Source organism: Streptomyces sp. ADI95-16 (assembly GCF_003721495.1).
Classification (GTDB): domain Bacteria; phylum Actinomycetota; class Actinomycetes; order Streptomycetales; family Streptomycetaceae; genus Streptomyces; species Streptomyces goshikiensis.
This window is the reverse complement of record NZ_CP033581.1, coordinates 5,594,808-5,619,925: the sequence shown is the minus strand read 5'-3', so window position 1 is coordinate 5,619,925 and position 25,118 is coordinate 5,594,808. Positions and strand designations below refer to the sequence as shown.

Sequence of the window (25,118 nt, the reverse complement as noted above, 5' to 3'; positions counted from 1 at the left end):
TGCCGCCGGCGGCCGCCCGGCCGGGCGGGAGTCCCGCCGCCGCCCCCGTGCCCGGGACCGGATGCGTACCGTACATGCCGCCCGGTCCGGCGGCGGCGCCGGATCCGCGCGCCGCGGCCCGGGGTGCGCGACCGCGGGAGACGGGCGCGGGATCCGGACGCCGGATCCGGGCTCCCCCCGAGTCCCGCGGCAACGGACTGGCATCATCGGCGGTATGACAAGTTCGCTGCCGCTCCTGCCCCCGCACTCCCGTGTCTTCGTCGCGGGGCACCGCGGCCTCGTGGGGTCCGCGGTCGTCCGCCGGCTCACCGCCGACGGCCACGAGGTGCTCACCCGCGGCCGCTCCGAGCTCGACCTGCGGGACGCCGCCGCGACCGGGGCGTACCTGAAGGACGTCCGCCCGGACGCCGTCGTGCTGGCCGCCGCCAAGGTGGGCGGGATCATGGCCAACAGCACGTACCCGGTGCAGTTCCTGGAGGACAACCTCAAGATCCAGCTCAGTGTGATCGCCGGGTCGCACGAGGCGGAAGTGGGACGGCTGTTGTTCCTCGGCTCCTCCTGCATCTACCCGAAGCTGGCCCCGCAGCCGATCAGCGAGGACGCCCTGCTGACCGGCCCGCTGGAGCCGACCAACGAGGCGTACGCCCTCGCCAAGATCGCCGGCATCGTCCAGGTCCAGTCGTACCGCAAGCAGTACGGGGCCTCGTACATCTCGGCCATGCCGACGAATCTCTACGGCCCCGGGGACAACTTCGACCTGGAGTCCTCGCACGTCCTGCCCGCGCTGATCCGCCGCTTCCACGAGGCGGCGGAGCAGGGGCGCGACGAGGTCACCCTGTGGGGATCGGGCACCCCGCGCCGGGAGTTCCTCCACGTCGACGACCTCGCGGCCGCCTGCGCCGTGCTGCTGAACACCTACGACGGCGACGAGCCCGTCAACATCGGCTGCGGCGAGGACCTCACCATCAAGGCGCTCGCCGAGACCGTCGCCGAGGTGACCGGCTTCCGGGGTCGGCTCGCCTGGGACACGTCCAAGCCGGACGGGACCCCGCGCAAGCTGCTCGACGTATCGCGCCTGACCTCGCTGGGCTGGAAGCCGGGCGTCCCGCTGCGGGACGGCATCGCCGCGACGTACGCGTGGTGGCTCGGGCAGAACTGATCTCACGGGCCCCGGCCCGCCGTCAGTACGCTCCGCGACCGTCGACGACGGCGCGGAGGGTACGGCCCATCACGTCGACATCGCTGGTGAAGGACCAGTTGTCGACGTACTGAAGATCAAGCTGAATCGTTTCGTCCCAAGAGAGGTCCGACCGCCCGCTGATCTGCCACAGGCCGGTCATACCGGGCCGCACGGTGAGCCGGCGCAGCTCGACCTCGTCGTACTGGGCCACCTCCTCCGGCAGCGGCGGGCGCGGCCCGACCAGCGACATGCTGCCGGTCAGTACGTTGACCAGCTGGGGCAGTTCGTCCATCGAGGTGCGGCGCAGCAGCCGGCCCACCCGGGTCACCCGGGGGTCGCGCCGCATCTTGAACATCAGGCCGTCGTTCTCGTTGGCCCCGGACAGCTCGGCCTTGAGCTTGTCGGCGTCCACCACCATGGTGCGGAACTTCCACATCACGAACGGGACCCCGTCGCGGCCGACCCGGCGCTGGCTGTAGAAGGCGGGGCCGCGCGAGGAGAAACGTATCGCCAGCATGACCGCGAGGAAGAACGGCGACAGCGCCAGCAGCCCGAGGCCGGCCCCGATCCGGTCCAGCACCGCCTTGAGCGCGGTCTGCACCCCGCGCCGCACGGGCGGCGCGACCCGCAGCACGGCGAGTCCGCCCGCGGACAGGGTCTCCAGCCGCTTGACGGATATCTCCACCAGGCCCGGGAAGACGGCCAGTTCCATCCGTGCGTCGTGCAGCGCCCAGGCGACCCGGCGCAGCCGCTCCCCCGCGAACCGCGCCCCGGGCGCCACGAGCACCAGGTCGGCGTGGTGGGCGCGGACGGCGCCGAGCACGGCGGCCGGGTCCTCGTTCGCCGCGTCCGCCATCTGCGGGGCGAGCCGCCCGGCGACGGGCACCCCGCTCTCCAGGGCGCCGGCGCCGACCGGGACCACCCCGACGACGACGTACGGGTGGTCGGTGCGGGCGGCGAGGTGCGCGATGACGTCCTCGGCGGCCGCGGGTTCACCGACCACCAGCACCCGGCTGACGGCCTGCGCCTCGCGGCGGGCGGCGGTGAGGTGGCGGTAGGTGAGCTTGTGGCAGGCGACGGTGACGAGGAGCGCGGGCAACAGCGCCCCGAGGGCGGCCAGTCGGGGGGTGCTCTCCTCGGTCACCACACGGGCGACGGCGAGGACGCCGATGAGAATCAGCCAGTCATGGAGGACGGGGAGCACTCCGCGGGATTCTCCGAGCGTCCGGGAGGTGTAACGCCGCCGCAGCGCCTGCACTCCGGTCCACGCCAGCGCGGCCGCGGCGGCGCAGTACACGGGCCGGACCTGCTGCGCCGCGTCGAAGACCAGGCCCACGGGGACGGCCGCGCCGAGGAAGTCGGCCGTGACGGCGGCGGGCAGGTACCAGCGCGCCTTGTCACCGAGGCGGCGCGCGGGCACGGCGAACGGCCCCGCCGGCTCGGCGGCCGCTCCGGCCACGGTTTGCGCAGGAAAATGAACATGCCTCACAGGGCCCCCCTGGCACGCGGTCTATGACGGTGGCGCCTGCCCGCGGCTTCCCCAAACGGCGGGCGACTGTCGCACCGGGAAACAGTACGACAAACACCCGTACGGTAAGTGCCGTTCGGGTTAACGAAATCTCTCGTTGCTCAAGTGTTAACAACCGGTATCAGTCATTCCAGGGTGCGGACCCCGCCCGCCCACACAAAGGTGAATGGTTCGGATACCGGATACGTCTCCTCGGACAACGGACCGTTTCCAGCCAACCTTTTGACGCGGCCCTGACATTGCAGCCGCCAGCTGTCACTCTTCGATCCGTTCATCGCACCAGCCTGCTCTGCCCGGCGGCCCACCCAGCCGTCCGGAACCCCCTTGCAGAAGGAGTCTGCGTTGAGTCCGACCCCCCACAGGCGTTCCACCGCCATCGGCGCCCTCATAGCCGCCGCCGCGATGCTCGCCGTAGGCATTCAGGCAGGTACCGCCTCCGCAGACGCCACCGCGTCCTCGGCGACCAAGGCCGTCCAGGCCAACCCGGGCGCGGCTCCCAAGGCCCTCAGCGCCTCGGAGCGTGCGACGCTCCTGGCCGGCGCCAACGCCACTACCGCGCAGGCCGCGAAGGCCCTCGGTCTCGGTGGCAAGGAGAAGCTCATCGTCCGCGATGTCGTCCAGGATGCGGACGGCACCACGCACACCACGTACGAGCGCACCTACGACGGTCTGCCCGTGCTCGGCGGTGACCTCACGGTCCACGCCAAGGGCGGCGTGACCAAGAGCGTGACCAAGGCCACCAACCACGAGATCAAGGTCGCGGACACCTCCGCCGCCGTGACCCCCTCGGCCGCCGAACGCACCGCCTTCTCCGCGCTGTCGGCGAGCGGCGGCAAGGACGCCAAGGCCGAGCAGGGCGCCCGCAAGGTGATCTGGGCCGCCGAAGGCGCCCCCGTCCTCGCCTACGAGACCGTCGTCGGCGGTGTCCAGAGCGACGGCGTCACCCCGAGCAAGCTGCACGTGGTCACCGACGCCCGGACCGGCGCGAAGATCACCGAGTGGCAGGCGATCGAGAAGGGCGTCGGCAACACCGAGTACAGCGGCCAGGTCACCCTCGGCACCTCGCAGTCGGGCAGCAACTACACGCTGACCGACGCCGGCCGCGGCAACCACAAGACGTACGACCTGAACGGGGGCAGCTCCGGCACCGGAACCCTGTTCACCGGGCCGGACGACACGTGGGGCAACGGCTCCCCCTCCAACCGCGAGACCGCCGGCGCCGACGCCGCCTACGGCGCGCAGCTGACCTGGGACTACTACAAGAACGTGCACGGCCGCAACGGCCTGCGCAACGACGGCGTGGCCCCGTACAGCCGGGTCCACTACGGCAACGCGTACGTCAACGCGTTCTGGGACGACGGCTGCTTCTGCATGACCTACGGCGACGGCACGGGCAACAACCACCCGCTGACCTCCATCGACGTGGCCGCGCACGAGATGACCCACGGTCTGACCTCGGTCACCGGCAACATGACCTACAGCGGTGAGCCCGGCGGTCTGAACGAGGCGACCTCCGACATCATGGCGGCGAACGTCGAGTTCACCGCCAACAACCCGAACGACGTCGGTGACTACCTCGTCGGCGAGAAGATCGACATCAACGGCGACGGCACCCCGCTGCGCTACATGGACAAGCCGAGCAAGGACGGCGGCTCCAAGGACGCGTGGTACTCGGGCATCGGCTCCATCGACGTCCACTACTCCTCGGGCCCGGCCAACCACGTCTTCTACCTGATGTCCGAGGGCTCCGGCGCCAAGGTCATCAACGGCGTCAGCTACAACTCGCCGACCTCCGACAACCTCCCGGTCACCGCGATCGGCCGCGAGGCCGCCGCGAAGATCTGGTTCCGCGCGCTGACCACGGGTCTGTTCAAGTCGAACACCAACTACGCGGCCGCCCGTACCGCGACCCTCCAGGCCGCCGCCGACCTGTACGGGGCCAACTCGGTCACGTACAACAACGTGGCCAACGCCTGGGCGGCCATCAACGTCGGCGCCCGGCCGCCGGCCTCCGGCGTCTCGGTCACCCCGATCGCCAACCAGACCACCCAGGTCAACACCGCTGTGAGCCTTCAGGTCCAGGCGACCAGCACCAACCCGGGTGCGCTGAGCTACGCGGCGACCGGCCTGCCGGCCGGCCTGTCGATCAACGCCTCGACCGGTCTGATCTCGGGCACGGCGACCACCGCGGGCACGTCCAACGTGACCGTGACGGTGACCGACTCGGCGAGCAAGACGGGCACGACGTCCTTCACCTGGACCGTCGGCACGTCCCAGCAGAACGTGTTCGAGAACACGAACGACTACCAGATCGCGGACAACGCGACCGTGGAGTCGCCGATCGCCGTGACCCGCACGGGCAACGCCCCGAGCACCCTCAAGGTGGACGTCAACATCGTCCACACCTACGTCGGTGACCTGAAGGTCGACCTCGTCGCCCCCGACGGCACCGTCTACAACCTGCGCAACCGCACCGGCGGCAGCGCGGACAACATCGTCCAGTCCTTCACCGTGAACGCCTCCTCCGAGGTGGCGCAGGGCACCTGGAAGCTCCGCGTAGCGGACCTCGCCAGCCTGGACACCGGCTACATCAACAGCTGGAAGCTCACCTTCTGACCCCTTCGGGGCAGGGTGTGAACCACGGCTGAACCCGAAAGACCACGGGGCCGCCCGGGAGGAAACCTCCCCGGGCGGCCCTGTTCCATTGGCCGCGGGGCCGCCCGGCCCGCGGGTCAGCCCATGGAGCGCATGATCGAGCGGAAGATGCCCTCGTCCTCGTCCTCGTGCTGCCAGTTGCCGTTGCCGCCCTCGCCCTGGTTGTCCGGGCGGCCGTGGTGCTCTCCCTCCTCGGTCGGCACGAAGAGGACGGAGGCGACCGACACGTTCCCGCGCGAGCGCTGGCCCGGCGCGAGCGTCTCCACGTCCCGGCCGCCGCAGGTGGCGTTGTCGAAGAGGATCGCGAGGGACCGGGTCTCGTTGCGGACCTGGTAGGCCGGGTCGCTCTCCGAGGTGTGGGTCAGGCGGTAGCAGGTGTCGTTGTCCGCGGGGCGCAGCTGCGCCTGGCGCTCGTAGCCGTTCTCGTCGACGAACCGGTAGTGCAGCTCGCCGAGGGTGCGGCCGTCGCGGCCTTCGCGGCCGTCGTCGTCGTTGGCCAGCGACGGGCCGGCTGCGGGCAGGACGATCGCGAGGGCGCCGATGAGCGCCGCGGCGGTGGTGCGAACACGCATGTGGGGAGTCCGTTCCTCGGGTTCCGCGGATGCCGGTCCGGTGGCATCCGCGGGAAGCGTAGGAGCGGACGATTCCGCCGAAACGATTCAGCATGCTCAACGTGTTCGAAGGTTCACCCGTGAGAACCGCCGGAGCCGTCCGTACGGCCCGGTCCGGCGGGTTCCGTCACGGCCTCTTCGCATCCGTGGCGGCGGCCTCCGTCCGGGCGGCCGGGACCGCCGCCGAAGCCGTCGCCGGGCGGGGGGTGCGTACGAGGAGCAGCACCAGCAGCGCGCCCAGCAGGCCCATCGCCCCCGAGACCACGAAGGTCTCCCGCAGGCCGCTCGCGAAGGCCAGGTCCACCAGGTGGGCCACCGACTCCCGCGCCTGGCCCGCCGGTGCCGCGCCGATCAGCCGGCCCGCCTGCCCCGAGGCCAGCGCCTCCGCCGTCCGGGCGCTCTCGCGGGCCCCGTCGCCGCCGAGGCCGGACCGCAGCCCCGCGTGGAAGACCGCGCCCAGGACCGCGATCCCGAGCGCGTTGCCCAGCTGCCGCGAGGTGTTGAGGGCGCCGCCCGCCATGCCCGCCCGGGCCGGGGCCACCGCCGCCATCGCGGCCGAGGCCAGCGCCGGTGTCGCCGCGCCCACGCCGACACCGGTCACCACCAGCCCCGGCACCAGCGCCGGCCAGCCGTCGCCCGCGTCCAGCAGCAGCGCCTGGAGCAGCGCGCCGACGCCGATCAGCAGCAGTCCGCCGCCCACGGTCAGCCGGGCCGGCATCCCGTGCAGCAGCCGGCCGGCCGCCGCGGCGACCACGAACGCGGCGAGGCTGAGCGGCACCAGCACCAGCCCCGCTCCGACCGGCCCCATCCCCTCGGCCGACTGGAGCCACAGCGAGGTGTACATCAGGTACGAGAAGGCGGCGCCGGAGAGCAGCAGCGAGCCCGCCATGATCCCGGTGAAGGCCGGGTCGCGGAAGAGCGAGAGGTCCAGCATCGGGTGGGAGCCGCGCAGTTCGGCCACGACGAAGGCGGCGAAGGCGACGGCGGCGAGCCCGAACAGGCCGAGGGTGGCGGCGGAGGTCCAGCCGTCCTCGCCGCCGCGGATCAGCGCGTACGTCAGCGTGCCGGCGCCGGCCGTGAAGGTGGCCATGCCGGGCAGGTCGAGGCCCTTGGCGCGCGGGTCGCGGGATTCGCCGACCGCGCGGAGGGTGACGTACACCGCGAGCGCGGAGACCGGCAGGTTGATGAAGAAGATCCAGCGCCAGCCGAACTGCTCGGTCAGCACGCCGCCGAGGATGGGGCCGGCGGCGGCCGCCGCGCCGTTGACCGCGCCCCAGACGCCGAAGGCGACGCCGCGGTCGCGTCCCTGGTAGGCCGAGCTGAGCAGGGCCATGGTGGTGGCGAACATGGCCGCGCCGCCTATGCCCTGGAGGGCGCGGAAGGCGATCAGGGCGCCGGGGCCGGTGGCCAGCCCGCAGGCGAGCGAGGCGGCGGCGAACAGGGCGAGGCCGCCCAGGTAGACGCGGCGGCGGCCGATCCGGTCGGCGAGCGAGCCGGCGCCGAGCAGCAGGGCGGCGAGGGCCAGGGCGTAGACGTCCATCACCCACTGCAGGCCGGCGAACCCGCTGTGCATGTCGGCGGCCATGTCGGGCAGTGCGACGGTGACGATCGTGACGTCGACCAGCAGCATGAACGCCCCGAGGCAGACCGCGGTCAGCGGCAGCCACTTGCGCATGGGTTTCTCCTTCTTCGTTCGAGGGGGCCAAGGTGGCAGGCGGGGCCGGGGATCCTTCCACCAGATACGGGCGTGCGGCGGATTTCGGTCATGGAATCCCCTGGAATGATGGAAAGCGATGGAGGAGACCATGGAAGACGTCGCGCTGGACAGCCTCGACCGGCAGCTGATCGAGGGGCTGATGATCGACGGCCGGGTGCCGCTGCGCCGCCTCGCCGAGGTGCTGGGGGTCTCCGACCAGACGGTGGTGCGGCGCTACCGCCGGATGCGGGCCGCCGGGCTGGTGCGGGTGGTGGGCCTGCCGCTGGGCCGCCGGGTCGGCCTCTTCGAGTCCTGGCTGCGGGTGCAGTGCATGCCGGACGCCACCTTGGCGGTGGCGGAGGCGCTGGCCCGGCGCCCGGACATCGCCTGGGTGAAGCTGGGCTCCGGCGGTACGGAGATCCACTGCATGACGAAGGCGCGGACCCGCCGGGACCGCGACGTGCTGCTGCTGGACAAGCTGCCGCGCACCCGCCGGGTGACCGGGGTCAGCGCGCACACCATCCTGCGGACCTTCTCGGGCGGCCCGGACCGCTGGTTCGGCCTGGAGGCCCTGGCTCCGGAGCAGACGGCGGCGCTGGAGCGGCCGGCTCCGCAGGGGCCGCCGCCGACGGACCGCTACAGCCTGGACGACGCGGAGCTCGCCATGCTCGCCGTACTGGGCCGCGACGGCCGGGCCGGCTTTCCGGAGCTGGCCGGGGCCTCGGGGCTCTCGGAGTCCACGGCGCGCCGGCGGCTCGACCGGCTGCGGGAGCTGGGCGCGGTCTACTTCGACGTGGAGCTCGTCCCGACGGCGCTGGGGTACGAGACGGAGGCGACGCTGCTGCTGACCGCCGAGCCGGCGCGGCTGGCGCAGGTGGGCGCCGCGCTCGGCGGCCACCCGGAGGTGCCGTTCGCGGCGGTGGTGACGGGCGCGGCCAATGTGATGGCGGTGGTGGTGTGCCGGGACACCGAGGCGCTGTACACGTACCTGACCGAGCGCGTCGGCGCGGTGGAGGGCGTCCGCCAGGTGGAGGTGATCCCGACCCTGCGCAGCGTGAAGCGGGCCGGGATGTTCGTGGAGGACGGGCGGCTGGTCGACCAGCCGCCCGCCTCCTCCTAGGCCCTGTCGTCAAGGTGGCGCCTGGCCCGCGCCACTTTGACGACAGGACCTAGGCCGGGTCAGCGCAGGACGACGCCCGGGCCGGGCCCCGCGGTGTCCGCTTCCGACGGGCCCGCGAGCAGGCCCAGTTCGGCCGGGGTCGCGAGCAGCGGGTGCGAGGGCAGGATCCGTACGGCGTAGCCGAACGGACCCGTCCGGTCCAGCGCGAGCGGGCCCTCGTACACCCAGCGTCCTTCGAGGTCGGGGCCGACGGACGGTTTGAGCGGGAAGGCCCGTCCGTCGCGGATGACGTCCTGGGCGTCCACCCGCCCCGCGACGGCCTGTACCTCGACGTCCTCCGGGGTCAGCGCGTCCAGCGAGACCTGGACCCGGAGCGTGAGGGTGGCCCCGAGTTCGGCGGTGCCGTTCACGGGGGCGGCGGCCAGGGCCTCCACGTGTTCGACGCCGACGCGCGGCCAGGCCGCCCTGACCCGGCCCTTCCACCAGGCGAGGTCCCGCGCGGCGTCCGGGGTGAGCGCCCGGTGCGCGAGCGCGGCCGGGGCGTAGAGCCGCTCCACGTACTCCCGTACCATCCGCCCCGCGAGCACCTTCGGCCCCAGGGAGACGAGGGTGCGCCGGACCATCTCGATCCACCGCACGGGCAGTCCGGTGCGGCCGGCCCGGTCGTAGAAGCGGGGGGCGACCCGGCCCTCGATCAGCTCGTAGAGGGCGTTCGCCTCCAGGTCGTCGCGGCGTTCCTCGTCGGTCCCGACGCCGTCGGCGGTGGGGATGGCCCAGCCGAAGTCGGGCTCGAACCACTCGTCCCACCAGCCGTCCAGCACCGACAGGTTGAGGCAGCCGTTGAGGGCGGCCTTCATCCCGCTGGTGCCGCACGCCTCCAGCGGGCGGAGCGGGTTGTTCAGCCAGACGTCGCAGCCCGGGTAGAGCTTCTGCGCCATCGCCATGCCGTAGTCGGGGAGGAACACGATCCGGTGACGCACCCGGGGGTCGTCCGCGAACCGCACCAGCTCCTGGACCAGCCGCTTCCCGCCGTCGTCGGCCGGGTGCGCCTTGCCCGCGACCACGATCTGCACCGGCCGCTCCGGGTCCAGCAGCAGCCTGCGCAGCCGCTCGGGATCGCGCAGCATCAGCGTCAGCCGCTTGTACGAGGGCACGCGCCGGGCGAACCCGATGGTGAGGACGTCCGGGTCGAGCACGGAGTCCACCCAGCCGAGTTCGGCCTCGGCGGCCCCGCGCTGGAGCCAGGAGGCGCGCAGCCGGTCGCGGACCTCCTGCACCAGCTGCTCGCGCAGGACGCGGCGCAGGTCCCAGACGTCCTGGTCGGGGATGTCGGCGACGGCGTCCCAGCGCCGGGAGCCGCCGACGGACAGCGCGTCCTCGGTGCGGCCCGGGCCGATCTGGCGGATGCCGAGCCGGACCACCTCGGGGGCGACCCAGGTCGGGGCGTGCACCCCGTTGGTGACGGAGGTGATGGGGACGTCACCGGGGTCGAAGCCCGGCCAGAGCCCGGCGAACATGCCCCGGCTGACGGCCCCGTGCAGGGTGGACACCCCGTTGGCGCGCTGGGCGAGGCGCAGCCCCATGACGGCCATGTTGAACACGCCGGGGTCGCCGCCGGGGTAGGACTCGGCGCCGAGTTCCAGGATCCGGTCGACGGGGACGCCGGGGAGTTCGCCGCCCTCGCCGAAGTGGCGTGCGACCAGGGACCGCTCGAAGCGGTCGATGCCGGCGGGGACGGGGGTGTGGGTGGTGAACACGGTTCCGGCGCGGACGGCCTCGACGGCGGCGTCGAAGCCGAGGCCCCGCTCGCCTTCCAGTTCCCTTATGCGTTCGAGGCCGAGGAAGCCGGCGTGCCCCTCGTTCGTGTGGAACACCTCGGGTGCGGGGTGGCCGGTCAGGTCGCAGTACGTGCGCACCGCGCGGACGCCGCCGATGCCGAGCAGCATCTCCTGGAGGAGGCGGTGGTCGCTGCCGCCGCCGTAGAGCCGGTCGGTCACCTCGCGGGCGGGGGCGTCGTTGTCCTCGACGTCGGAGTCGAGGAGCAGCAGCGGGACCCGCCCGACGCGGGCCTGCCAGATGTGCGCGTGCAACGCGCGGCCGCCGGGGAGGCTCAGGGACACCCGGGCCGGGGTCCCGTCGGCGTCCCGCAGGAGGGAGACGGGGAGCTCGTTCGGGTCGAGGACGGGGTAGTGCTCCTGCTGCCAGCCGTCGCGGGAGAGCGACTGGCGGAAGTATCCGTGCCGGTACAGCAGCCCGACGCCGATGAGCGGGACGCCGAGGTCGCTGGCGGCCTTGAGGTGGTCCCCGGCGAGGATGCCGAGGCCGCCGGAGTACTGGGGAAGGGCGGCGGTGATGCCGAATTCCGGGGAGAAGTAGGCGATTGCGGCGGGGAGTTCCGCGCCGCTCTCATGGCTTTGGTACCACCTGCCGCCGCCCACGTAGTCATCGAGGTCTGCGGTGACGACGGCGAGCCGGCGCAGGAACCGCCGGTCTCCGGACAGCTCCGCCAGCCGGGCGGCGGAGACGGCGCCGAGCAGCCGGACGGGATCGCCGCCGGCGGCCTGCCAGCCGTCGGGGTCGACGGATTGAAAGAGTTCGCGGGTTTCCGCGTGCCAAGACCAGCGCAGGTTGCGCGCGAGGTCGGCGAGCGGCGTCAGAGGTTCCGGGAGGACGGGGCGCACGGTGAATCGACGGATAGCCTTCACGTGTTCCACCTTCGCAGGGGATGACGGATCGGAGCGGCCGCACCACGCTGTGCACCCGCGCATCAACCCCCGGAAGGCTATCCCCGCCCCCGCCCCCGAGCCATCCCGCGTCCCCGGCAGCGGCTCCGTCCCGGCGCGGCCGGGGCCCGCCGCGAGGGGTGTCACGCGCCGTCAGATCAGCGGTCGATCGGATCGCGCGGCCACCGGCGTCAACCTGGGCGGGGGCCGGTAACTCCCGCGTCCGACGTACGGGAAAAGGCTGGCCCGAGGGGGTGATGGGGCGGGTGGGGCGGGGGGTGTGGCGGTGCACATCGGTTAGTCCCGGCCGACTTGACGGAGCCTCGGTGGATGTCGAGCGGGGCCTTGGTATTGCCCGTGCCACTACGTACGAGTAGTTAACCAAGCGCCCGGCATGGGCGGCACGAGAGTGGGAAGGGCTCCCCGGGTACACGCACGGCACCACCGCACCCAACCTCTCCCGCCACCCGAGTGAACGCGGACAGGAGCGGCCATGCCCGCAGCCCAGCCGTCGACGGAGCGGCTAGAAACAGAGCGAACAGAGCGTGCACTACCAGCCCCTCTTCCGGCTGGCCTGTTGTCACCGAGCCCTGCGAACTGCCCCCAGGTGATCCCATCATGATCGGTCGCATTCCCGTGCTGGACGTCCGCCCCGCCGTCGACTGCGGCGTCAGACCCGCCAAGGCGGTCGTCGACGAGGTCTTCGAGATCTCCGCCACCGTGTTCCGCGAGGGACACGACGCCGTAGCCGCGCATGTCGTGCTCCGAGACCCCAGCGGGCGGCTCCGGCCCCCCGTGCCGATGTACGAACTGGCCCCCGGCACCGACCGGTGGGGGGCCCGGGTGTCCGCCGAGGTCGAGGGGAGGTGGACTTACACGGTCGAGGCGTGGAGCGACCCCGTGGCCACCTGGCGGGCCCACGCGGCGATCAAGATCCCGGCCGGGATCGACACCGGCCTCACCCTCATGGAGGGCGCCGAGCTCTACGCCCGGGCCGCCGCGAAGATCTCCAGGAAGGACGGGCGCCAGCACGTGCTGGCCGCCGCCGAAGCCCTGCGCGACGAGGACCGGGAGGTGCGCGTACGGTACGAGGCCGCCCTCGCGGCCCCGGTCGACGCGGCGCTCGCCCGCAAGCCGTACCGGGAGCTGGTCACCGCCTCCAAGGCGCTGCCGCTGCTCGTCGAGCGCAAGCGGGCCCTCTTCGGTTCCTGGTACGAGATGTTCCCCCGCTCCGAGGGGGCCGTCGTCGAGCCGGGCCGCGAACCGGTGAGCGGAACCCTGCGGACCGCCGCCGAGCGGCTGCCGGCCATCGCCGCGATGGGGTTCGACGTGGTGTACCTGCCGCCCGTGCACCCCATCGGCAGCACCTACCGCAAGGGCCCCAACAACACTCTCTCCGCAGGGAGTTGGGACCCGGGCGTACCGTGGGCCATCGGCTCCACCGAGGGCGGGCACGACGCCGTCCACCCGGAGCTCGGCACCATCGAGGACTTCGACGCGTTCGTCGCCCGGGCCCGCGAGCTCGGGCTGGAGATCGCCCTCGACTTCGCCCTCCAGTGCTCCCCGGACCACCCCTGGGTGGAGAAGCACCCGGAGTGGTTCCGCCACCGCGCCGACGGGACGATCGCGTACGCCGAGAACCCGCCGAAGAAGTACCAGGACATCTTCCCGGTGCACTTCGACACCGACATGGCCGGCATCGTCGAGGAGACCGCGCGGATCCTGCGCCACTGGATGGACCACGGCGTGCGCATCTTCCGGGTCGACAATCCGCACACCAAGCCGGTCGTGTTCTGGCAGAAGGTGATCGCGGACATCAACAAGTCCGACCCCGACGTGATCTTCCTGGCCGAGGCCTTCACCCGCCCCGCCATGATGCGCGCGCTCGCCGCCGTCGGCTTCCAGCAGTCGTACACGTACTTCACCTGGCGCAACACCAAGGCCGAGCTGACCGAGTACGTGACCGAGCTCGCCGGCACCCGGTCGGCCTCCGTGATGCGGCCGAATTTCTTCGTCAACACGCCCGACATCCTGCACGAGTACCTCCAGCACGGCGGCCGCCCGGCCTTCGAGGTGCGGGCCGTGCTCGCCGCCACCCTGTCCCCCACCTGGGGCGTCTACTCCGGCTACGAGCTCTGCGAGAACGAGCCGGTCAAGGAGGGCAGCGAGGAGTACCTGAACTCCGAGAAGTACGAGTTCCGGCCACGCGACTGGGCCGCCGCCGAGCGCGAGGGCCGCACCATCGCCCCGCTCATCACCACCCTGAACCGGCTGCGCCGCCGCAACCCGGCGCTCCAGCAGCTGCGCGACATCCACTTCCACTCGACCGACAACGACCAGGTGATCGCCTATTCGAAGCACGCGGGAGCCAATTCCGTACTGGTGGTCGTCAACCTCGATCCGCACCACACCCAGGAGGCGACGGTCTCGTTGGACATGCCGGTACTCGGCCTCGACTGGCACGGGTCCCTCGCGGTGCGCGACGAGCTCACCGGCGAGACCTACCACTGGGGCAGGGCCAACTACGTGCGCCTAGAGCCGGGCCGCACGCCCGCGCACGTACTGGCGGCCCTGCGACCGTCCCCGCCCACCGGAGGGTCACCCACCACATGATGATCAACGATCCCGTTCACGACACGTTCGAGGACACCCCCGCGAAGGACCGCGATCCCGACTGGTTCAAGCGGGCGGTCTTCTACGAGGTCCTCGTCCGGTCCTTCCACGACAGCAACGGCGACGGCGTCGGTGACCTCAAGGGGCTCACCGCCAAGCTGGACTACCTCCAGTGGCTCGGCGTCGACTGCCTCTGGCTACCGCCGTTCTTCGCCTCACCCCTGCGCGACGGGGGCTACGACGTCTCCGACTACACCTCGGTGCTCCCGGAATTCGGCGACCTCGCCGACTTCGTGGAGTTCGTCGACGCCGCCCACCACCGCGGCATGCGGGTCATCATCGACTTCGTCATGAACCACACGAGCGACCAGCACGAGTGGTTCCAGCAGTCGCGCAAGGACCCGGACGGCCCGTACGGCGACTACTACATGTGGGCCGACAACGACAAGCAGTACCAGGACGCCCGCATCATCTTCGTCGACACCGAGACCTCCAACTGGACGTACGACCCCCTGCGCAAGCAGTACTACTGGCACCGCTTCTTCTCGCACCAGCCGGACCTGAACTTCGAGAACCCGGCCGTGCAGGAGGAGATCATCTCCGCGCTGCGCTTCTGGCTCGACCTCGGCATCGACGGCTTCCGCCTCGACGCCGTGCCCTACCTGTACGCCGAGGAGGGCACCAACTGCGAGAACCTGCCGCGCACGCACTCCCTCCTCAAGCGGGTGCGGGCCGAGATCGACGCGCACTACCCGGACACCGTGCTGCTCGCCGAGGCCAACCAGTGGCCCGAGGACGTCGTCGACTACTTCGGCGACTTCTCGAAGGGCGGGGACGAATGCCACATGGCCTTCCACTTCCCCGTCATGCCGCGCATCTTCATGGCCGTGCGCCGTGAGTCCCGCTACCCCGTCTCGGAGATCCTGGCCAAGACTCCGGCGATCCCGGACCGCTGCCAGTGGGGCATCTTCCTGCGCAACCACGACGAGCTGACCCTCGAAATGGTCACGGACGAAGAGCGCGACTACATGTACGCCGAGTACGCCAAGGACCCGCGGATGCGGGCCAACATCGGCATCCGGCGCCGGCTCGCCCCGCTGCTGGACAACGACCGCAACCAGATGGAGCTGTTCACCGCCCTGCTGTTGTCGCTGCCGGGCTCGCCGGTGCTCTACTACGGCGACGAGATCGGCATGGGCGACAACATCTGGCTCGGCGACCGCGACGGCGTGCGCACGCCCATGCAGTGGACCCCGGACCGCAACGCCGGTTTCTCCTCCTGCGATCCGGGCAGGCTCAACCTGCCGGTCATCATGGACCCGGTCTACGGGTACCAGGTCACCAACGTCGAGGCGGCCATGGCGTCGCCCTCGTCACTGCTGCACTGGACGCGCCGGCTGATCGAGGTCCGCAAGGCGAACCCCGCCTTCGGACTGGGCTCGTACACCGAACTGCCGTCGTCGAACCCGGCGGTGCTCGCGTTCCTGCGTGAGTACGGGGACGACCTGGTGCTGTGCGTGCACAACTTCTCGCGTTTCGCGCAGCCCACCGAGCTGGATCTGCGGTCGTTCAACGGACGGGTCCCGGTGGAGCTCACGGGCGACGTGCGCTTCCCGCCGATCGGCGAGTGGCCGTACCTGCTCACGCTCGCGGGTCACGGCTTCTACTGGTTCCGCCTGCGCGGCGAGTAACAGAGGCAGCGGCAACAGCGAGCAACAGGGCACCTCCGTACGGCTGCACCACTTTTCGACCGCAGTACGGCAGTACGGGGCGGGCGCTCGAATGGGTCAATCGCCCGCCCCTGTACGGATCATCCTGACCCGACACTCTCCCATCACCGGACAGCAACCCTCGCCATCCGGGACACTCTGCGCATTCTGTGACGGCCCGGGGAAAGGACTCGACGCCATGTCGGAGGCTGCATCCGCCCGGAGCCGCCAGGTCAGCCTGGGCGCGGTCCCGCTCGGACCGCTGGAGCCCATGCTGCGTGCCTGGCTGCCGAGGCAGCGCTGGTTCGCCGGCAAGGGGCGCGCGATCACCCGGATCCGGCTGGTCTCGGCGGTGGAACTACTGCCGCCCGAGGCCTCGCCGGGGCTGCTGCACCTGCTCGTCGGGGTCGACGCCGACGGCAGTTCGGACTGCTACCAGCTGCTGCTGGGGGTACGCCCGAGCCTGCCTCCGGCGCTCGCGCCCGCGCTGATCGGGTACGCCGAACAGGGCCCGTACGCCGGGCAGGCCGTGTACGAGGGCCTCGGCGATCCGCGGCTCGCGGCGCTGCTGCTGGAACGGTTGCGCTCCCCCGGTTCCCTCGGCCCGCTCCGCTTCGACCGGGATCCGGCGGCGCTGATCCCGGCTTCGCCCACGCCCCGGCCGTTGTCCGGGGAACAGACCAACTCCTCGCTGATCTACGGGGATTCGTACATCCTGAAGGTGTTCCGCCGGGTCGGCCCCGGGGTCAACCCGGACCTGGAGCTGCCCAGAGCCCTGGCCGACGCCGGCTGCACCCGGGTGCCCGCGCCGGTCGCCTGGTACGAGGCCGCGCTGCCCGGCGCCGAGCCGCTGACGCTCGGGGTGCTCCAGCCGTACCTGCGGGGCTCCGACGACGGCTGGCAGCTGGCGCTGCGCCGGCTCGGCGCCGGGGCCGACTTCACCGCCGAGGCGCACGCGCTGGGCCGGGCCACCGCCGAGGTGCACAGCGCGCTGGCCGGGGCCCTGCCCACGCTGGCGCTCGACCCCGAGCAGACGGCCCGGCTGGCCGCCGGGATGACGGCGCGCCTGGCGGCCACGGCCCGCGAGGTACCGGGGCTGCGGCCCTACGAGGCGGGGCTGCGCGGGGCGTTCGACGCGCTGGCCGCCTCCCGCGGGGCCGGGGTGGCGGCCCAGCGGATCCACGGTGACCTGCACCTGGGCCAGACGCTGCGCACCGCCGACGGCAGCTGGGCGCTGATCGACTTCGAGGGCGAGCCGGCCCGGCCGCTGGCGGACCGGCGCCGCCCGGAACCGGCGGTGCGGGACATCGCCGGGATACTGCGCTCGTTCGACTACGCCGCGCGCTCGCACCGGCCCTTCGCCCCCGCCTGGGCGGACGACTGCCGGGCCGCGTTCTGCGAGGGCTACGCCCGCACGACCGGGCGGGATCCGCGCGAGGACCCCGTCCTGCTGCGCGCGTACGAGACCGACAAGGCGGTGTACGAGGCCCGTTACGAATCGCGGCACCGTCCCGACTGGCTGCACGTCCCGATGGCGGCGATCCGCCGGCTGTCCGAACCCCAGCGGCCCGCGACGCACCGGGTCCCGCCGACCCCGGCCGTCCCGCCGGCGCCGGGCTCCCTCTCCCCGCACCCCAGCCATCCCCACCCCCATCAGCACCCCCATCCGAAGCCCCCGAGGAGGCCGCTCCCGTGAGCGCCGCACGTCAGCCGTCACCGCCCGCCCGCGCCGAAGCCGCGACCGCTCCCGTACCGGCTCCGGCCCCCGCTCCGGCCACGGCCACGGCCCCGGTTCAGGAGTCCGCGGGCACGGCCCGGGCGCCCCGGGCCCGTCTGACCGCCGCGCCGCGCGGTGTCCGCCCGGCGCCGGCGCTCGACGGGGAGGAGCGGGCCCGGCTGCTGGAGGGCCGCCATCACGATCCGCACGCGGTGCTGGGCGCCCGCACCCAGCGGGGCGGCGTGGCCTTCCGGGTGCTGCGCCCGTACGCCAAGGCGGTCACCGTCGTGGCCAAGGGGCTGCGGGCGGAGCTGTTCGACGACGGGGACGGGCTGTTCTCCGGGCTGCTGCCGCTGACCGGGGTGCCGGAGTACCGGCTGCTGGTGGCGTACGGCGACGACGAGATCGAGATCCACGACCCGTACCGGTTCCTGCCGGCGCTCGGCGAGCTGGACCTGCACCTGATCGGGGAGGGCCGGCACGAGGAGCTGTGGACGGCGCTCGGCGCCCGGCCCATGGAGATCGACGGCGTGGCCGGCACCCGGTTCACGGTGTGGGCGCCGAACGCCCGGGGGGTGCGCGTCACCGGGGACTTCTCGTACTGGGATTCGACCGCCTACCCGATGCGCTCGCTCGGCGCGAGCGGGGTGTGGGAGCTGTTCCTGCCCGGGGTCGGCGAGGGCGCCCTCTACAAGTACGACATCACGCGGCCGGACGGCAGCCACACCCTGCGGGCCGATCCGATGGCGCGGGCGGCGGAGGTCCCCCCGGCCACCGCGTCGGTGGTCACGGCGTCGCGGCACGTGTGGGGGGACGCCCAGTGGATGGCGACCCGCGGGGCGCTCCCGGCCCACCAGGCGCCGATGTCGGTGTACGAGCTGCACCTGGCGTCCTGGCGGCCGGGGCTCTCGTACCGGCAGCTGGCGGAGCAGCTCCCGGCGTACGTGAAGGAGCTCGGGTTCACGCACGTGGAGCTGATGCCGGTCGCCGAGCACCCCTTCGGCGGGTCGTGGGGCTACCAGGTGACGGGGTTCTACGCGCCGACCTCGCGGATGGGCGGCCCGGACGACTTCCGGTTCCTGGTGGACGCGCTGCACCAGGCCGGGATCGGGGTGATCGTCGACTGGGTGCCGGCGCACTTCCCGCGGGACGAGTGGGCGCTCGCGGAGTTCGACGGCCGGCCGCTGTACGAGCACCAGGACCCGCGCCGGGCCTCGCACCCGGACTGGGGGACGCTGGAGTTCGACTACGGCCGCAAGGAGGTCCGCAACTTCCTGGTGGCCAACGCGGTGTACTGGTGCGAGGAGTTCCACGTCGACGGGCTGCGGGTGGACGCGGTGGCCTCGATGCTCTACCTGGACTACTCGCGCTCCGAGGGCGAGTGGTCGCCGAACGAGCACGGCGGCCGGGAGAACCTGGACGCGGTGGCGCTGCTCCAGGAGATGAACGCGACGGTGTACCGGCGCTGCCCGGGCGTGGTGACGGTCGCGGAGGAGTCCACGGCCTGGGACGGGGTGACGCGGCCGACGGACGCGGGCGGTCTGGGCTTCGGGCTGAAGTGGAACATGGGCTGGATGCACGACACGCTGCGCTACGCGTCCAAGGACCCGGTGCACCGCAAGTACCACCACAACGACATGACCTTCGCGATGGTCTACGCGTTCAGCGAGAACTACGTCCTGCCGATCTCGCACGACGAGGTCGTCCACGGCAAGGGCTCGCTGGTGTCGAAGCTGCCCGGGGACTGGTGGCAGCAGCGGGCCATACACCGCGCGTACCTGGGCTTCATGTGGGCCCACCCGGGCAAGCAACTGCTGTTCATGGGGCAGGAGTTCGCACAGGGTTCGGAGTGGTCGGAGGCGCACGGGCCGGACTGGTGGCTGCTGGACTCCTCGTACTCGGCGGCCGGTGACCACCGGGGGGTGCGGGAGCTGGTGGGCGACCTGAACCGGACGTACACGGCGACGCCCGCGCTGTGGGAGCGGGACAGCGTGCCGGAGGGCTTCGCGTGGGTGGAGGCGGACGCGGCGGAGGACAACGTGTTCGCGTTCCTGCGGTACGCGCAGGACGGCTCGCCGCTGCTGGCGGTGTCGAACTTCTCGCCGGTGGTGCGGCACGGGTACCGGATCGGGGTGCCCGAGCAGGTGCCGCGGTGGCGGGAGGTCATCAACACGGACGACGAGCGGTACGGGGGCAGCGGGGTGCGCCACGCCGAACCGCTGCGCCCCGAGCCGGTACCGGCCCAGGGGCGTGCGGCGAGCCTGCGGATGACGCTCCCGCCGATGGCGACGGTCTGGTTCAGGCCGTAGCGGCGCCGGCGGCGGTCGGGGCCGGGGCGAGGTGCTCTTCCAGCTCCTGGAGGAGCCTGCGCTTGGCGCGCGCCCCGACCAGCTGCCGTACGGGTTCGCCGTCGCGGAAGACGAGCAGGGTCGGCATGGACAGCACCCCGTACCGCGCCACGGTGGCGGGGTTGCGGTCCGCGTCGATCTGGACGACCTTCAGGCGGTCGGCTTCCTCGGCGGCGATCGCGGAGAGCACGGGCGCGAGCTGGCGGCAGGGACCGCACCAGTCGGCGGTGAACTCCACCAGCACGGGCCGGCCGCGTTCGCCCAGCACTTCGGCCCCGAAGTCCCCGTCGGTCACTTCCGCGACGCCCTTGGCGTGGATCATGTGGTTCCCCTTTCGTTCATCCGGTCATTTCGCAGCGCGGCGCGGCCGGCTCCCCGGCGGCCTCCCGGGCGGCCGCCTCGGCGGCGGACAGCTGCCGGGCCACCTGCTCGCGCACGTCGGCCAGCTGGCCGATGAGCCCGTCGAGCTCGGCGAGCTTGCGCCGGTAGACGGCGAGCGAGGACGGGCAGGAGTCGCCGGCCGGGTGTCCGGCGCGCAGGCAGTCCACGAAGGGGCGGGTCTCCTCCAGCTCGAAGCCGAAGTCGCGGAGCATCCGGATCTGCCGGAGCATCCGGAGGTCGCCCTCGTCGTAGGTGCGGTGGCCCTGGCCGTCCCGGAGTGCGGGCAGCAGCCCGCGCGACTCGTAGTACCGCAGGGTCCGGGTGCTGGTTCCGGCCAGTTCCGCCAGTTCGCCGATGCGCATGGCCCCGACCGTACGGCTTGACGTGGACGTCAGGGCAAGAGCGGGGCCCCCGCACCCCCAGTACGCGAGGGCCCCTGCCCCTGACACGCGGGTGGCCGGTGGCCGGTTCACGATGTGTGACGGGGGTCACTCGGCGGATCGGGGGAAGACCCTGAAACGGATTGGCTCAATCCGTACCCTCGGAAGGGGATGTCTCGCGATCCGGCTACCGGACAGTCACGGGGAAACCCGACAAATCAGCGAAACCGCGTAGGACTTTCCTACGAGTTATGGGCTTGTTTGTTTGGTCCGTAGTCGTAGGAGCTTGGCCACTTCTACGGTGTGGGCGTGCACTCAAGCCCTCCTTTCAATGCCCCCGCCGCGCGGCGTCTGCGCGCGGCCCTGGGCATGGCTCCCGGTCATGTCGCCTATGGCCTGCGCGCCCAGTACGGACTGCTTGTCGCGCCCGAAACCGTGGAGGCGTGGGAGCGCGGCGAGATGTCGCCGACCTCCGCCGAGCTCACGGCCCTCGCCGGGGTGCTCTGGTGCTCGCCCGGGGAGCTGCTCGCCGAGCCGGTCACCCTGCGGGAGCACCGGCTCGCGCGGGGGATGACGGCCGAGGAGCTGTCGCGGCGGATCGGGCTGGACGAGAACTCGTACCAGAAGATGGAGGACACCGGCCGCTGGAAGGCCAACGAGCGGCAGTCGGCCGCGCTGACGTCGACGCTGGGGCTGACGCTGGCCCAGTTCGTGGCCGCGAGCGGCAAGAAGGAGGAGCTCGCCGAGCTCCTGCGCAGTGCGGTGACCACGCGCTGGCAGGCGTACCCGAAGCCGCTGTCGAAGCTGCTGCCCGTGCCGAAGGAGCATCTGGAGCGGGTGCTGGAGCAGCTCTACGGCGAGTACCAGTCCCGGATGGTGGCCACCCTCAGCTGGGGCGGCGGCGGGGGCACGGCCGGGGCCGGCGATGCGGGGCGGGAGTACCTCGCGGAAATCGTGGACCGGTTCTGGGCCGTCGCGGGCGGCTCCCGGTAGGACGGCGAGAGGGAACGGCGGCGCGACGGCCCCCGGAGGGCGTCCGCGCGGGGACGCGCCCGGGCGGGTCAGAAGACCGACTCGGCCTCGTAGATCCGGTTCTCGGGGACGGTCTTCAGCTCGGTGATCGCGTGGGCCAGCGGGGCCATCACGATGTCGGTGCCGCGCAGCGCGGTCATGTTGCCGTAGTCGCCGCGGTGGACGGCCTCGACGGCGTGCCAGCCGAAGCGGGTCGCGAGGACGCGGTCGTAGGCGGTCGGGGTGCCGCCGCGCTGGACGTGGCCGAGGATGACGGGGCGGGCCTCCTTGCCCAGGCGCCGCTCCAGCTCCACGGCGAGGCGGTTGCCGATGCCGGCGAAGCGCTCGTGACCGAAGGCGTCGATCTCGCCCTTCTCGTACGGCATGGAGCCCCGCGCCGGGTGCGCGCCCTCGGCGACGCAGATGACGGCGAACTTCTTGCCGCGGGCGAATCGCTCTTCCACCATCTTCACCAGGGCGTCCACCTCGAAGGGGCGCTCCGGCAGGCAGATCCCGTGGGCGCCGCCGGCCATGCCCGACTCCAGGGCGATCCAGCCGGCGTGCCGGCCCATGACCTCGACGACCATCACGCGCTGGTGCGATTCGGCGGTGGTCTTGAGGCGGTCGATGGCTTCGGTGGCGACCATGACGGCGGTGTCGAAGCCGAAGGTGCGGTCGGTGGAGGAGATGTCGTTGTCGATGGTCTTCGGTACGCCGACGACCGGCATCCCGGCGTCCGACAGCATCCGGGCGGCGGTCAGGGTGCCCTCGCCGCCGATCGGGATGAGGGCGTCGAGGCCGTAGCGGGTGGCCAGTTCCCGCGCGTTCTCGGCGGCCTCGTGCAGCCGGGCCCGCTCCATGCGGGCGGAGCCGAGGATCGTGCCGCCGCGGGCGAGGATGCCGCTGACGGCGTTGATGTCGAGGGGGCGGACATGGCCGTCCAGGAGGCCCTTGAACCCGTCTTCGAAACCGATGACCTCGTCGCCGTGCCCGACCAGGGCACGGTGTACGACCGACCGGATGACAGCGTTCAGTCCCGGGCAGTCGCCGCCTGCGGTGAGAACTCCGATGCGCATCGTGCTGTGTCTCCTGCTCCTGGTCGTACCGGGCCGTTCGCGTGCGGGCGGACAGCCGTACATATGAAGGGCGTATTGATGAAGCCTGTCCGATTGTTCCACGCAGCGGGGGCGGGGCGCGCTCCGCGGCACTCCGCCGCCGGGCCCCGGGACCTCTCGCGGAGGCCCTTTTCCTGGCGGGCGCCCTAGCCCGCCGCCGGGGTATTGTCAAGAGGTCAGGCCCATCACATCGGGAAAAATCGAGCCATAGACGGACGGAGAGCACGCGTGACGCGCAGCGTGTACGTGACCGGTATCGAGCGGGGTGACGGCCGACAGGTCGTCGAGCTGGGGATCATGGAGCTGCTGACCCGCCGGACGGGCCGGGTCGGTGTCTACCGCCCGCTGCTGCACGACGCGCCGGACCGGCTCTTCGACCTGCTCAAGGCGCGCTACCGGATCGACCAGGACGCGGCGACCGCGTACGGCATGGACTACGAGGAGGCCTCGGCGATCCAGGCCGAGAAGGGTACCGACGAACTGGTCTCCCGGCTCGTCGACCGCTTCCACCGGGTGGCCCGCGACTACGAGGTCATGCTGGTGCTCGGCACCGACTACGCCGAGACCAACCTCCCCGACGAGCTGGCGCTCAACGCCCGCCTCGCCAACGAGCTGGGGGCCGTCGTCGTGCCCGTCGTGGGCGGCACGAAGCGGCCCGCGGAGTCGGTGCGCGCCGAGGCCCGCAACGCCTACCGGGCGTACGAGAGCCTGGGCTGCCACGTCGTCGCGATGGTGGTCAACCGGGTGGCCGCCGAGGACCGCGACGCGATAGCCGAGCGGCTCGCCGCCCGCCTCCCGGTGCCCTGCTACGTCCTGCCGGAGAACAAGTCGCTGTCCGCGCCGACCGTCGCCGAGATCACCGCGGCGCTCGGCGGCGAGGTGCTGCTCGGCGACGAGGCCGGGCTGGCCCGCGACGCGCTGGACTTCGTCTTCGGCGGCGCCATGCTGCCGAACTTCCTGGGCGCCCTGACCCCCGGCTGCCTGGTGGTGACCCCCGGCGACCGCTCCGATCTGGTCATCGGCGCGCTGGCCGCGCACACCTCCGGGACCCCGCCGATCGCGGGGGTGCTGCTGACCCTGAACGAGCGCCCGGGCGAGGACATCCTGACGCTTGCCTCGAAGCTGGCGCCGGGCACCCCGGTGGTCTCGGTGGCCGGCAACAGCTTTCCGACCGCCACCGAACTCTTCTCGCTGCAGAGCCGGCTGAACTCCGCCACCCCGCGCAAGCTGGAGACGGCGCTCGGCCTGTTCGAGGGGCACGTGGACACCGCCGAGCTGCGCGACCTCTTGTCGGTGGCCCGCTCGGAGCGGGTCACTCCGATGATGTTCGAGCACGAGCTGCTGGAGCGGGCCCGCACCGATCGCCGCCGGGTCGTGCTGCCCGAGGGCACCGAGGAGCGGGTGCTGCGCGCCGCGGACGTGGTGCTGCGCCGGGGGGTCTGCGATCTGACCCTGCTCGGCGAGACCCAGGCGATCCTGAAGAAGGCCGCCGACCTCGGCATCGACATCTCGGGGGCCCAGCTGATCGACCCGGCGGCCTCGCCGCTGCGGGAACGGTTCGCCGAGTACTACGCGCAGGCCCGCGCCCACAAGGGCATGACCGTCGAGCTGGCGGGCGACGTGGTCACCGACGCCAACTACTTCGGCACCCTGATGGTGCAGGAGGGGCTGGCCGACGGCATGGTCTCCGGCTCGGTGCACTCCACCGCCGCCACCATCCGCCCGGCCTTCGAGATCATCAAGACCAAGCCCGAGGCCTCGATCGTCTCCTCGGTCTTCTTCATGTGCCTGGCCGACAAGGTCCTGGTCTACGGGGACTGCGCGGTCAACCCGGACCCGGACGCCGAGCAGCTCGCGGACATCGCCGTCCAGTCGGCGGCCACCGCGGCGGCCTTCGGGGTCGAGCCGCGGATCGCGATGCTCTCGTACTCGACCGGCACCTCGGGCAGCGGGGCCGATGTGGACAAGGTCCGCAAGGCCACGGAGATCGTCCGCGCCCGGCACCCCGATCTGCTGATCGAGGGGCCGATCCAGTACGACGCGGCCGTGGAGCCCTCGGTGGCGGCGACCAAGCTGCCCGGTTCCGAGGTGGCCGGCCGGGCGACCGTGCTGATCTTCCCGGACCTCAACACGGGCAACAACACGTACAAGGCCGTGCAGCGTTCGGCGGGCGCCGTCGCGGTCGGCCCGGTGCTCCAGGGCCTGCGCAAGCCGGTCAACGACCTCTCGCGCGGCGCGCTCGTCCAGGACATCGTCACGACCGTGGCGATCACCGCGATCCAGGCGCAGGGCGCGCCGGCCCCCACCGCCTGACCGACCGGCCCCGACCCT

General features: G+C 72.1%; 16 protein-coding genes. 9 read left to right on the top strand and 7 right to left on the bottom strand.

Going from position 1 to position 25,118, the window contains the following annotated elements; genetic code table 11:
* Positions 1–214: 214 nt before the first annotated feature.
* Positions 215–1,159: a GDP-L-fucose synthase gene (locus EES41_RS25270; RefSeq protein WP_123080434.1), complete on the top strand. Its 945-nt coding sequence runs from the start codon at positions 215–217 to the stop codon at positions 1,157–1,159.
* A 22-nt stretch (positions 1,160–1,181) separates the two neighbouring features.
* Here EES41_RS25270 and EES41_RS25265 read toward each other — a convergent pair whose 3' ends face one another.
* Positions 1,182–2,639 carry a sugar transferase gene (locus tag EES41_RS25265; protein ID WP_254211564.1) on the bottom strand — a complete coding sequence of 486 codons (1,458 nt, stop codon included), beginning with the start codon at positions 2,637–2,639 and terminating at the stop codon, positions 1,182–1,184.
* A gap of 411 nt (positions 2,640–3,050) precedes the next feature.
* Between EES41_RS25265 and EES41_RS25260 the strand changes: the two genes are divergently transcribed.
* On the top strand, positions 3,051–5,324 hold the full coding sequence (locus EES41_RS25260) for a M4 family metallopeptidase (protein WP_123080432.1): 2,274 nt from the start codon (positions 3,051–3,053) through the stop codon (positions 5,322–5,324).
* A gap of 116 nt (positions 5,325–5,440) precedes the next feature.
* Here the strand turns inward: EES41_RS25260 and EES41_RS25255 are convergent, their stop codons facing one another.
* Positions 5,441–5,935 (bottom strand): hypothetical protein, encoded by a 495-nt coding sequence (locus tag EES41_RS25255; RefSeq protein WP_123080431.1) that lies wholly within the window; start codon positions 5,933–5,935, stop codon positions 5,441–5,443.
* Positions 5,936–6,101: 166 nt separating this feature from the next.
* Entirely contained in the window at positions 6,102–7,649 is a 1,548-nt protein-coding gene (locus EES41_RS25250) for a DHA2 family efflux MFS transporter permease subunit (RefSeq protein ID WP_123080430.1), read from the bottom strand.
* A 130-nt stretch (positions 7,650–7,779) separates the two neighbouring features.
* On the opposite strand from EES41_RS25250, the gene EES41_RS25245 reads away from it, so the two are divergent.
* On the top strand, positions 7,780–8,790 hold the full coding sequence (locus tag EES41_RS25245; protein WP_123082687.1) for an Lrp/AsnC family transcriptional regulator: 1,011 nt from the start codon (positions 7,780–7,782) through the stop codon (positions 8,788–8,790).
* Positions 8,791–8,849: 59 nt separating this feature from the next.
* Here EES41_RS25245 and glgP read toward each other — a convergent pair whose 3' ends face one another.
* On the bottom strand, positions 8,850–11,495 hold the full coding sequence (gene glgP / locus EES41_RS25240; protein ID WP_123080429.1) for an alpha-glucan family phosphorylase: 2,646 nt from the start codon (positions 11,493–11,495) through the stop codon (positions 8,850–8,852).
* Positions 11,496–12,131: 636 nt separating this feature from the next.
* On the opposite strand from glgP, the gene EES41_RS25235 reads away from it, so the two are divergent.
* The 4 genes from EES41_RS25235 (at position 12,132) to glgB (ending at position 19,861) form a co-directional block, all read left to right on the top strand.
* Positions 12,132–14,126 (top strand): alpha-1,4-glucan--maltose-1-phosphate maltosyltransferase, encoded by a 1,995-nt coding sequence (locus EES41_RS25235; protein ID WP_174261734.1) that lies wholly within the window; start codon positions 12,132–12,134, stop codon positions 14,124–14,126.
* Complete coding sequence (gene treS, locus EES41_RS25230) at positions 14,123–15,817, top strand: maltose alpha-D-glucosyltransferase (protein WP_123080428.1); 1,695 nt, start codon at positions 14,123–14,125, stop codon at positions 15,815–15,817. The genes EES41_RS25235 and treS overlap by 4 nt, the downstream gene beginning before the upstream one ends.
* Before the next feature lie 217 nt (positions 15,818–16,034).
* Entirely contained in the window at positions 16,035–17,531 is a 1,497-nt protein-coding gene (locus tag EES41_RS25225) for a phosphotransferase (RefSeq protein WP_164495943.1), read from the top strand.
* Positions 17,528–19,861: a 1,4-alpha-glucan branching enzyme gene (gene glgB / locus EES41_RS25220; protein WP_123080427.1), complete on the top strand. Its 2,334-nt coding sequence runs from the start codon at positions 17,528–17,530 to the stop codon at positions 19,859–19,861. Before EES41_RS25225 ends, glgB begins: the two co-directional genes overlap by 4 nt.
* Here glgB and EES41_RS25215 read toward each other — a convergent pair.
* A complete protein-coding gene (locus EES41_RS25215) occupies positions 19,851–20,222 on the bottom strand; it encodes a co-chaperone YbbN (protein WP_123080426.1) in 372 nt (123 codons plus the stop codon). The genes glgB and EES41_RS25215 overlap by 11 nt on opposite strands.
* A 16-nt stretch (positions 20,223–20,238) precedes the next feature.
* A complete protein-coding gene (locus EES41_RS25210; protein WP_123080425.1) occupies positions 20,239–20,643 on the bottom strand; it encodes a MerR family transcriptional regulator in 405 nt (134 codons plus the stop codon).
* Between the two features lie 327 nt (positions 20,644–20,970).
* Here EES41_RS25210 and EES41_RS25205 point away from each other — a divergent pair, with 327 nt between their 5' ends.
* Positions 20,971–21,654, top strand: a complete 684-nt coding sequence (locus EES41_RS25205; protein ID WP_100582814.1) for a helix-turn-helix domain-containing protein — start codon at positions 20,971–20,973, stop codon at positions 21,652–21,654.
* A 68-nt stretch (positions 21,655–21,722) separates the two neighbouring features.
* Here EES41_RS25205 and EES41_RS25200 read toward each other — a convergent pair whose 3' ends face one another.
* On the bottom strand, positions 21,723–22,748 hold the full coding sequence (locus EES41_RS25200) for an ATP-dependent 6-phosphofructokinase (protein ID WP_123080424.1): 1,026 nt from the start codon (positions 22,746–22,748) through the stop codon (positions 21,723–21,725).
* 267 nt (positions 22,749–23,015) lie between these two features.
* Between EES41_RS25200 and pta the strand changes: the two genes are divergently transcribed.
* Complete coding sequence (gene pta / locus EES41_RS25195; RefSeq protein ID WP_123080423.1) at positions 23,016–25,100, top strand: phosphate acetyltransferase; 2,085 nt, start codon at positions 23,016–23,018, stop codon at positions 25,098–25,100.
* Positions 25,101–25,118 lie beyond the last annotated feature (18 nt).